The following is a 9,612-nucleotide window of genomic DNA, read 5'->3' as shown; positions in this document are numbered from 1 at the left end:
AAGGGTAAGTTCGAACGCACCAAGCCGCACGTCAACGTCGGCACCATCGGTCACGTCGACCACGGCAAGACCACGCTGACCGCCGCACTGACCAAGATCGGTGCCGAGCGCTTCGGTGGCGAGTTCAAGGATTACTCCGCGATCGACGCCGCGCCGGAAGAAAAGGCACGTGGCATCACGATCTCGACCGCGCACGTCGAATACGAATCCCCGACCCGTCACTACGCCCACGTTGACTGCCCGGGCCACGCTGACTACGTCAAGAACATGATCACCGGTGCCGCCCAGATGGACGGCGCGATCCTGGTGTGCTCGGCCGCTGACGGCCCGATGCCGCAGACCCGCGAGCACATCCTGCTGTCGCGTCAGGTCGGCGTGCCGTACATCGTGGTCTTCCTGAACAAGGCTGACATGGTCGACGACGCTGAGTTGCTCGAGCTGGTCGAAATGGAAGTGCGTGAACTGCTGAGCAAGTACGACTTCCCGGGCGACGACACCCCGATCATCTCCGGTTCGGCCCGTCTGGCGCTGGAAGGCGACCAGAGCGACATCGGCGTGCCGGCCGTGATCAAGCTGGTTGAAGCGCTGGATTCCTGGATTCCGGAACCGGAACGCGACATCGACAAGCCGTTCCTGATGCCGGTGGAAGACGTGTTCTCGATCTCGGGCCGCGGCACCGTGGTGACCGGTCGTATCGAGCGCGGCATCATCAAGGTCGGCGACGAAATCGAAATCGTCGGTATCCGTCCGGTCCAGAAGACCACCGTCACCGGCGTGGAAATGTTCCGCAAGCTGCTGGACCAGGGTCAGGCAGGTGACAACGCCGGTCTGCTGCTGCGCGGCACCAAGCGTGACGACGTCGAGCGTGGCCAGGTGCTGTCCAAGCCGGGTTCGATCAAGCCGCACACCAAGTTCGACGCCGAAGTGTACGTGCTGTCGAAGGACGAAGGCGGCCGTCACACCCCGTTCTTCAAGGGCTACCGCCCGCAGTTCTACTTCCGTACCACCGACATCACCGGTGCGGTTGAACTGCCGGAAGGCGTGGAAATGGTCATGCCGGGCGACAACATCAAGATGGTCGTCACCCTGATCAACCCGGTCGCCATGGACGAAGGTCTGCGCTTCGCAATCCGCGAAGGTGGCCGTACCGTCGGTGCCGGCGTGGTCTCCAAGATCATCGAGTAATACAGTACGAACCGGCGGCAGCACAGCGCTGCCGGTCTCGCGAACGGCGGGCCGGGAACCTCGGTCCGCCTTCGCCGTCTAAGGGAAGGGTGTTTTTCAACGTACGCCAGTAGCTCAATTGGCAGAGCAGCGGTCTCCAAAACCGCAGGTTGGGGGTTCGAGTCCCTCCTGGCGTGCCACTTTCTCCTTCCAGCGGCCATGCCGCCACAGCAGCCAGAGCCGGATGAACAGCAAGATCGAGCATTCCAAGGACACCGCCGCTTCCGGTGGTGACATTGTCAAATACGCCGCCGCAGTGCTCCTGGCACTCGCGGGTCTTTTTGCTTGGTTCTGGTTCGGCATGCCCGAGCATGCGCCGCAGAGCGCCTGGTCCACGCCGCTGCGTGGTTTTGGCGTCGTACTGGGCCTGCTGGCCGGCTTCGGTGTGTTCATGTTGACCGCCAAAGGTCGCGACACCCGCGAGTTCCTGTCCGAATCGCGCTTCGAGCTGCGCAAGGTGGTCTGGCCAACCCGCCAGGAAGCCATCCGCATGACCTGGGTGGTGATGGTGGTGGTCACCATCCTCAGCCTGCTGCTGGGCGGTTTCGATTACCTGATTCAGCTGGCGACCCAGTGGTTCCTGGGCCGATAAGGAGAAACCTGTGAAGCGTTGGTATGTGGTTCACGCCTATTCAGGCTTCGAAAAGTCCGTAGCACAGGCGCTGCGTGACCGTATCGTCACCCATGAGAAGCAGGAGCTGTTCGGCGACGTCCTGGTTCCGACCGAGGAAGTGGTCGAAATGCGTTCCGGCCAGAAGCGCCGTTCCGAGCGCAAGTTCTTCCCGGGCTACGTGCTGGTCCAGATCGAGACCCACGACGAAAACGGCATTCCGCGCATCGACAACGAAAGCTGGCACCTGGTGAAGGAAACTTCCAAGGTCCTGGGCTTCATCGGTGGTACCGCCGACCGTCCGCTGCCGATCTCCGAGACCGAAGCGGCCAACATCCTGGGTCGTGTTCAGGAAGGTGTGGAAAAACCGCGTCCGAAGATCCTGTTCGAGCCGGGCCAGATGGTCCGCGTCACCGAAGGTCCGTTCAACGACTTCAACGGCGTGGTCGAGGAAGTCAACTACGAGAAGAGCCGTGTCCGCGTCTCGGTGCTGATCTTCGGTCGCGCCACCCCGGTCGAGCTCGAGTTCGGCCAGGTCGAAAAGCAGACCGGCTGATCCGGATGGCGTTGCAGCGACGGGCCATGCCCGTCGATGGGATCTGCCCATTCAGACAGTCCTCCCAGAACCTGCTATGATGCGCGGCTTCCTGTCAGGCAGCTGACAAAGCACGAGGCCGCCGCAAGGTGGCCTTCTGCATGAATTCAAAACGCGATGCCGGGACGCGACATTCCCGGTCCGATGGGGAGCCTGTTGTCGCAAGGCGCTAGCACCCGGAGAGCACTCAAATGGCAAAGAAAGTTGTCGGTTACATCAAGCTGCAGGTGAAGGCCGGTCAGGCCAACCCCTCGCCGCCGGTCGGTCCTGCGCTGGGTCAGCGTGGCCTGAACATCATGGAATTCTGCAAGGCCTTCAATGCCGCCACGCAGAAGCTCGAGCCGGGCCTGCCGGTTCCGGTGATCATCACGGCCTACTCGGACCGTACGTTCACCTTCATCACCAAGAGCACCCCGGCCACCACCCTGCTGAAGAAGGCTGCCGGCATCTCGTCGGGTTCCAAGAAGCCGAACACCGACAAGGTGGGCAAGGTGACCCGCAAGCAGCTGGAAGAGATCGCCAAGGCGAAGGAACCGGATCTGACTGCCGCCGACCTGGACGCCGCCGTGCGTACGATCGCTGGTTCTGCCCGTTCCATGGGCCTCGTGGTGGAGGGTTAAGAAGATGGCACAGACCAAGCGTGAGAAGGCCATCAAGGCCGCCGTTGTCCCGGGCAAGTCCTATGGCTTCGAAGAGGCGATCAGCATCCTGAAGTCCGCCACCAAGGCCAAGTTCGTCGAGTCGATCGACGTCGCCGTGCGCCTGGGCGTGGACGCCAAGAAGTCCGACCAGCAGGTCCGCGGTTCCACCGTGCTGCCGGCCGGTACCGGCAAGTCGGTCCGCGTGGCGGTGTTCGCTCCGGCCGGTGCCAAGGCTGACGAAGCCCTGGCCGCAGGTGCCGAAGCCGTGGGTATGGACGACCTGGCCGAGAAGATGCAGGCCGGCGATCTGAACTACGACGTCGTCATCGCCACCCCGGACGCCATGCGCGTTGTCGGTAAGCTGGGCACCGTGCTGGGCCCGCGCGGCCTGATGCCGAACCCGAAGGTCGGCACCGTCTCGGCAAACCCGGGCGAAGCCGTCAAGAACGCCAAGTCGGGTCAGGTCCGTTACCGCACCGACAAGGCCGGCATCATCCACTGCACCATCGGCAAGGCCGACTTCGCCGAAGACGCGCTGAAGTCGAACCTGACCGCGCTGCTGCTGGACCTGATCAAGGCCAAGCCGGCCACTTCGAAGGGCACCTACCTGCAGAAGGTTTCGGTCAGCTCGACGATGGGCCCGGGCGTCACCGTCGACCAGTCGTCGCTGACCCTCAAGTAAGTGTTTGAAGCGGATGCGAACCCTGCCGGGTTCGTGTCCGTGACATTTGAAGGCATCGGATCGGGTTCAGGCCCGTGAAGACCGCCGTCAAAGACCGCAGGCGCGGTGGATGCAATACCGGCGACGGGCAGGGACTGCTCGACATGGCAAGGAGTCGCCGCCGGCGCAGCACCCCCGCTTAATCGGTTCCTTCGGGAATCAACCTGCGTAGATGGTGCCTTTCTGGAGTTTTTCTGGTTTACGCACGTCTGGGGTTACCCAGGTTGGCCATCCAGGTCTAGAACGGCCCACCCTTGGAACATCAATCCGATGTTCCCGGCATCCAGGATGGAGGCCGCCCAGGACCGCGCACGGCAGGAGCCGTAAGCGGAGTTCAATTGGAGGAGTGCAATGGCTCTCAATCTGTCCCAGAAGCAAGAAGTAGTCGCCGAGGTCGCGGAAGTGGCCGGCAAGGCTCACTCCTTGGTCGCAGCCCACTACGCCGGCACCACCGTCGCGCAGATCACCAAGATGCGCGAACAGGCCCGCAAGGAAGGCGTGTTCTTGAAGGTTGTCAAGAACACCCTGGCCGAGCGTGCGGTGAAGGGTACTGAATTCGAAGCAGCAGCGGCCAAGTTCACCGGCCCGATGCTGTTCGCGTTCTCGCTCGACGAGCCCGGCGCGGCCGGTCGCGTCATCAAGGAAGCCACCAAGGGCAACGACAAGCTGCAGCCGCAGCTGGTTGTCATCGGTGGCGAAGTGTTCCCGGCAAGCCACGTTGACGTGCTGGCTTCGCTGCCGACCCGCGATCAGGCCCTGGCCATGCTGGCCCGTGTCCTGTCCGAACCGGCTGCGATGTTCGCCCGCGCTGTCAAGGCCGTTGGCGAGAAGCAGGAAGGTGGCGCTGTCGCCGCCGAACCGGCCGCCGAGACCGCCTGATTCGCTTGTTACGTGGTTCCTGACGGAACCTAACCCAGAAAAATCATCCAAAGGTAATCAAAATGTCCCTTACCAACGAACAGATCGTCGACGCCATCGCCGAAAAGTCCCTGATGGAAGTGATGGAGCTGGTCAAGGCCATCGAAGAGAAGTTCGGCGTCTCCGCCGCTGCTCCGGTCGCCGCTGCTGCTGCCGCTGGCCCGGCCGTCGCTGCTGAAGAGCAGACCGAATTCACCGTAACCCTGAAGACTGCCGGCGACAAGAAGGTCGACGTCATCAAGGCCGTCCGCGCCATCACCGGCCTGGGTCTGAAGGAAGCCAAGGACCTGACCGAAGCCGGTGGCGTCCTGAAGGATGCAGCTTCGAAGGAAGAAGCCGAGAAGATGAAGAAGGACCTGGAAGCTGTTGGCGCGACTGTCGAAGTCAAGTAAGCAGCTCCTTGCGTCGCCATCGAATCACGGCGATGCAGCCAAGGCTGGGGGCGTAAGCCCCCGGCCTTTGGTCGTTGTTGTACCGGGCGCTGCCCGGCTGCTGTAAATGCAACACAAAGCCCAACACGGGCTGCAGTCATGCTCCGTCACGGCAGCGCAGGGCGCGCCAGCGGGGTACTGGAAGCAGACGAGTTGGCAGTTGGAAGTAGCAGGAGAAGGCGTGCTGGTGCCGGCAATACCAGCGACTTCCAACTGACAATTTAAATGTTCCCTTCGAGCCGTACCCTCAGGTGCGGCCCGCACAGCCAAGGTGAGACCTCATGACGTCCTATTCGTTCACCGAAAAGAAGCGTATCCGCAAGGACTTCGGCAAGCAGCGCTCGATTCTCGAAGTGCCGTTCCTGCTGGCCATCCAGGTGGATTCCTACCGCGAGTTCCTGCAGGAGAACATCGATCCGGCCAAGCGCCGTGATCTGGGCCTGCACGCCGCCCTCAAGTCGGTCTTCCCGATCGCCAGCTACAGCGGCAACGCCGCGCTGGAATATGTCGGTTACAAGCTGGGCGAACCGGTCTTCGACGAACGCGAATGCCGCCAGCGTGGCATGAGCTACGGCGCGCCGCTGCGCGTGACCGTGCGCCTGGTGATCTACGACCGCGAGTCGTCGACCAAGGCCATCAAGTACGTGAAGGAGCAGGAGGTCTACCTCGGCGAGATCCCGCTGATGACCGACAACGGCACCTTCATCGTCAACGGTACCGAGCGCGTCATCGTCTCGCAGCTGCACCGCTCGCCGGGCGTGTTCTTCGACCACGACCGTGGCAAGACCCACAGCTCGGGCAAGCTGCTGTACAGCGCCCGCATCATTCCTTACCGCGGCTCGTGGCTGGACTTCGAGTTCGACCCGAAGGACGCGCTGTTCACCCGTATCGACCGTCGCCGCAAGCTGCCGGTGTCGATCCTGCTGCGCGCCCTGGGCTACAGCAACGAGGAAATGCTCGCGCAGTTCTTCGAGATCAACACCTTCCACATCAACCCGGACGAAGGCGTGCAGCTGGAGCTGGTCTCCGAGCGCCTGCGTGGTGAAACCCTGAACTTCGACCTGGCCGACGGTGACAAGGTCATCGTGGAAGCCGGCAAGCGCATCACCGCGCGTCACGTCAAGCAGCTGGAAGCCTCGGGCATCGCCGCCCTGGCCGTGCCGGACGACTACATCGTCGGCCGCATCCTGTCGCACGACGTGGTCGACGCCACCACCGGCGAACTGCTGGCCCAGGCCAACGACGAGATCACCGACGAGCAGCTGCAGGCCTTCCGCAAGGCCGGCGTGGATGCCGTGGGCACCCTGTGGGTGAACGATCTGGATCGTGGCCCGTACCTGTCCAACACCCTCCGCATCGACCCGACCAAGACCCAGCTCGAAGCGCTGGTCGAAATCTACCGCATGATGCGTCCGGGCGAGCCGCCGACCAAGGACGCCGCGCAGAACCTGTTCCACAACCTGTTCTTCACCTTCGAGCGCTACGACCTGTCCACGGTCGGCCGCATGAAGTTCAACCGTCGTGTCGGCCGCAAGGAAGTCACCGGCGAAGCCGTGCTGTACGACAGCAAGTACTTCGGCGAGCGTAACGACGAAGAATCCAAGCGCCTGGTCGCCGAGCACGGCGACAGCTCCGACATCCTGGATGTGATCAAGGTCCTGACCGAGATCCGCAACGGCCGCGGCGTGGTTGATGACATCGACCACCTGGGCAACCGTCGCGTGCGTTCGGTCGGCGAAATGGCCGAGAACGTGTTCCGCGTCGGCCTGGTCCGCGTCGAGCGCGCGGTCAAGGAGCGCCTGTCGATGGCAGAGTCGGAAGGCCTGACCCCGCAGGAACTGATCAACGCCAAGCCGGTGGCCGCGGCGATCAAGGAATTCTTCGGCTCCTCGCAGCTGTCCCAGTTCATGGATCAGAACAACCCGCTGTCGGAAGTCACGCACAAGCGTCGCGTCTCGGCCCTCGGCCCGGGCGGCCTGACCCGCGAGCGCGCCGGCTTCGAAGTGCGCGACGTGCACCCGACCCATTACGGCCGCGTCTGCACCATCGAAACGCCGGAAGGCCCGAACATCGGCCTGATCAACTCGCTGGCCGTGTATGCCCGCACCAACCAGTACGGTTTCCTTGAAACCCCGTACCGCAAGGTCGTGGACGGCAAGGTCTCGGACGAGATCGAGTTCCTGTCGGCCATCGAGGAAAACGAGTACGTCATCGCCCAGGCCAACGCCCTGACCGATGCCAACAGCGTGCTGACCGAGCAGTTCGTGCCGTGCCGCTTCCAGGGCGAATCGCTGCTGAAGCCGCCGGCGGAAGTCCACTTCATGGACGTCTCGCCGATGCAGACCGTCTCCATCGCAGCCGCGCTGGTGCCGTTCCTGGAGCACGATGACGCCAACCGTGCACTGATGGGCGCGAACATGCAGCGTCAGGCCGTGCCGACCCTGCGCGCACAGAAGCCGCTGGTGGGTACCGGTATCGAACGCGCCGTGGCACGTGACTCCGGTGTGACCGTGAACGCCCGTCGTGGTGGCGAGATCGTGCAGATCGACGCCGGCCGTATCGTGGTCAAGGTCAACGAGGACGAGATCACCGACGCCAGCGATGCCGGCGTGGACATCTACAACCTGATCAAGTACACCCGTTCCAACCAGAACACCTGCATCAACCAGCGTCCGCTGGTGGAAGTGGGCAACGTGGTGGCGCGTGGCGACGTGCTGGCTGACGGTCCGTCCACTGACATCGGCGAACTGGCCCTGGGCCAGAACATGCTGATCGCGTTCATGCCGTGGAACGGCTACAACTTCGAAGACTCCATCCTGCTCTCCGAGCGCGTGGTGGAAGAAGATCGTTACACCACGATCCACATTGAAGAGCTGACCTGCGTTGCGCGTGACACCAAGCTGGGGCCGGAAGAAATCTCCGCCGACATTCCGAATGTGTCCGAGCAGGCGCTGAACCGCCTGGACGAGTCGGGCGTGGTGTACATCGGTGCCGAAGTGCGCGCCGGCGACATCATGGTCGGCAAGGTCACCCCGAAGGGCGAAAGCCAGCTGACCCCGGAAGAGAAGCTGCTGCGTGCGATCTTCGGCGAGAAGGCGTCGGACGTGAAGGACAGCTCGCTGCGCGTGCCGCCGGGCATGGACGGCACCGTCATCGACGTGCAGGTCTTCACCCGTGACGGCATCGAGAAGGACAAGCGTGCCCGCCAGATCGAGGAAAACGAGATCAAGCGCGTCAAGAAGGACTTCGACGACCAGTTCCGCATCCTGGAAGGCGCGATCTACGCCCGTCTGCGTTCGCAGATCGTCGGCAAGGTCGTCAACGGTGGCGTCAACCTGAAGAAGGGCGACACCATCTCCGACGCCTATCTGGACGGCCTGAAGAAGGCTGACTGGTTCGCGCTGCGCATGAAGGACGAGGACGCCTCGGAAGCCATTGAACGCGCCCAGAAGCAGATCCAGGCGCACGAGAAGGAGTTCGAGCGTCGCTTCGCCGACAAGCGCGGCAAGATCACCGCCGGTGACGACCTGGCTCCGGGCGTGCTGAAGATGGTCAAGGTATTCCTGGCCGTGAAGCGTCGCATCCAGCCGGGTGACAAGATGGCAGGCCGCCACGGCAACAAGGGTGTGGTGTCCAACGTGGTCCCGGTCGAGGACATGCCGTACATGGCCTCGGGCGAAACCGTGGACATCGTGCTGAACCCGCTGGGCGTGCCGTCGCGTATGAACATCGGCCAGATTCTGGAAGTGCACCTGGGCTGGGCGGCCAAGGGCCTGGGTCGCAAGATCCAGCGCATGCTGGAAGCCCAGTCGGCACTGAACGACCTGCGCAAGTTCCTCGACGACATCTACAACCACGACAAGACCCAGCATGCCAACCAGGTGGATCTGTCGCAGTTCAGTGATGAGGAACTGCTGCGCCTGGCGCAGAACCTGACCGACGGCGTGCCGATGGCCACCCCGGTGTTCGACGGTGCCACTGAAGCGGAAATCAAGCGCATGCTGGAACTGGCCGACCTGCCGAGCAGCGGCCAGACCCAGCTGTACGACGGCCGCACCGGTGAAGCCTTCGACCGCCACACCACGGTCGGTTACATGCACTACCTGAAGCTGAACCACCTGGTCGACGACAAGATGCACGCCCGTTCGACCGGTCCGTACTCGCTCGTCACCCAGCAGCCGCTGGGCGGCAAGGCGCAGTTCGGTGGCCAGCGCTTCGGTGAAATGGAAGTCTGGGCGCTGGAAGCCTACGGCGCGGCCTACACCCTGCAGGAAATGCTGACGGTGAAGTCCGATGACGTGCAGGGCCGCAACCAGATGTACAAGAACATCGTCGACGGTGAGCACGAGATGGTCGCGGGCATGCCGGAATCCTTCAACGTTCTGGTGAAGGAAATCCGCTCGCTGGCCATCAACATGGAACTGGAAGACAACTGATCGCGCAGGCGCGGCTGCCCTGGCAGCCGCGCCGCC

General features: G+C 63.1%; 8 protein-coding genes and 1 tRNA gene. All 9 read left to right on the top strand.

The window, feature by feature from the left end:
- The coding region (tuf, locus tag EGJ34_RS02215; RefSeq protein WP_125358648.1) for an elongation factor Tu at positions 1–1,185 on the top strand (1,185 nt) is incomplete at its 5' end.
- A 103-nt stretch (positions 1,186–1,288) separates the two neighbouring features.
- Positions 1,289–1,364, top strand: a tRNA-Trp gene (locus EGJ34_RS02210).
- A gap of 44 nt (positions 1,365–1,408) precedes the next feature.
- Entirely contained in the window at positions 1,409–1,816 is a 408-nt protein-coding gene (gene secE / locus EGJ34_RS02205) for a preprotein translocase subunit SecE (protein ID WP_125358625.1), read from the top strand.
- Positions 1,817–1,826: 10 nt separating this feature from the next.
- Complete coding sequence (nusG, locus tag EGJ34_RS02200; protein ID WP_125358622.1) at positions 1,827–2,390, top strand: transcription termination/antitermination protein NusG; 564 nt, start codon at positions 1,827–1,829, stop codon at positions 2,388–2,390.
- 230 nt (positions 2,391–2,620) lie between these two features.
- Positions 2,621–3,049: a 50S ribosomal protein L11 gene (gene rplK, locus EGJ34_RS02195; protein ID WP_125358619.1), complete on the top strand. Its 429-nt coding sequence runs from the start codon at positions 2,621–2,623 to the stop codon at positions 3,047–3,049.
- Positions 3,050–3,053: 4 nt separating this feature from the next.
- The gene (gene rplA / locus EGJ34_RS02190) at positions 3,054–3,752 is read left to right on the top strand and encodes a 50S ribosomal protein L1 (RefSeq protein WP_125358616.1); all 699 of its coding nucleotides are present in this window, start codon (positions 3,054–3,056) and stop codon (positions 3,750–3,752) included.
- Between the two features lie 390 nt (positions 3,753–4,142).
- A complete protein-coding gene (rplJ, locus tag EGJ34_RS02180; RefSeq protein ID WP_125358614.1) occupies positions 4,143–4,670 on the top strand; it encodes a 50S ribosomal protein L10 in 528 nt (175 codons plus the stop codon).
- A 62-nt stretch (positions 4,671–4,732) separates the two neighbouring features.
- The gene (gene rplL, locus EGJ34_RS02175) at positions 4,733–5,101 is read left to right on the top strand and encodes a 50S ribosomal protein L7/L12 (RefSeq protein ID WP_125358611.1); all 369 of its coding nucleotides are present in this window, start codon (positions 4,733–4,735) and stop codon (positions 5,099–5,101) included.
- Between the two features lie 320 nt (positions 5,102–5,421).
- Positions 5,422–9,576 (top strand): DNA-directed RNA polymerase subunit beta, encoded by a 4,155-nt coding sequence (rpoB, locus tag EGJ34_RS02170; protein ID WP_125358608.1) that lies wholly within the window; start codon positions 5,422–5,424, stop codon positions 9,574–9,576.
- The last annotated feature ends 36 nt before the right edge of the window (positions 9,577–9,612 follow it).

The organism is Stenotrophomonas sp. 278 (assembly GCF_003935715.1).
In the GTDB taxonomy this organism is placed as follows: domain Bacteria; phylum Pseudomonadota; class Gammaproteobacteria; order Xanthomonadales; family Xanthomonadaceae; genus Stenotrophomonas; species Stenotrophomonas maltophilia_AH.
The sequence above is the reverse complement of the archived record's forward strand: the minus strand, read 5'-3'. Positions and strand labels throughout refer to the sequence as shown.

Bases quoted from the DNA above. Each gene is read 5' to 3' on its own strand.
- secE (WP_125358625.1), top strand. From the start codon at position 1,409: ATGAACAGCAAGATCGAGCATTCCAAGGACACCGCCGCTTCCGGTGGT.
- rplJ (WP_125358614.1), top strand. From the start codon at position 4,143: ATGGCTCTCAATCTGTCCCAGAAGCAAGAAGTAGTCGCCGAGGTCGCG.
- rpoB (WP_125358608.1), top strand. From the start codon at position 5,422: ATGACGTCCTATTCGTTCACCGAAAAGAAGCGTATCCGCAAGGACTTC.
- rplK (WP_125358619.1), top strand. From the start codon at position 2,621: ATGGCAAAGAAAGTTGTCGGTTACATCAAGCTGCAGGTGAAGGCCGGT.
- rplL (WP_125358611.1), top strand. From the start codon at position 4,733: ATGTCCCTTACCAACGAACAGATCGTCGACGCCATCGCCGAAAAGTCC.
- rplA (WP_125358616.1), top strand. From the start codon at position 3,054: ATGGCACAGACCAAGCGTGAGAAGGCCATCAAGGCCGCCGTTGTCCCG.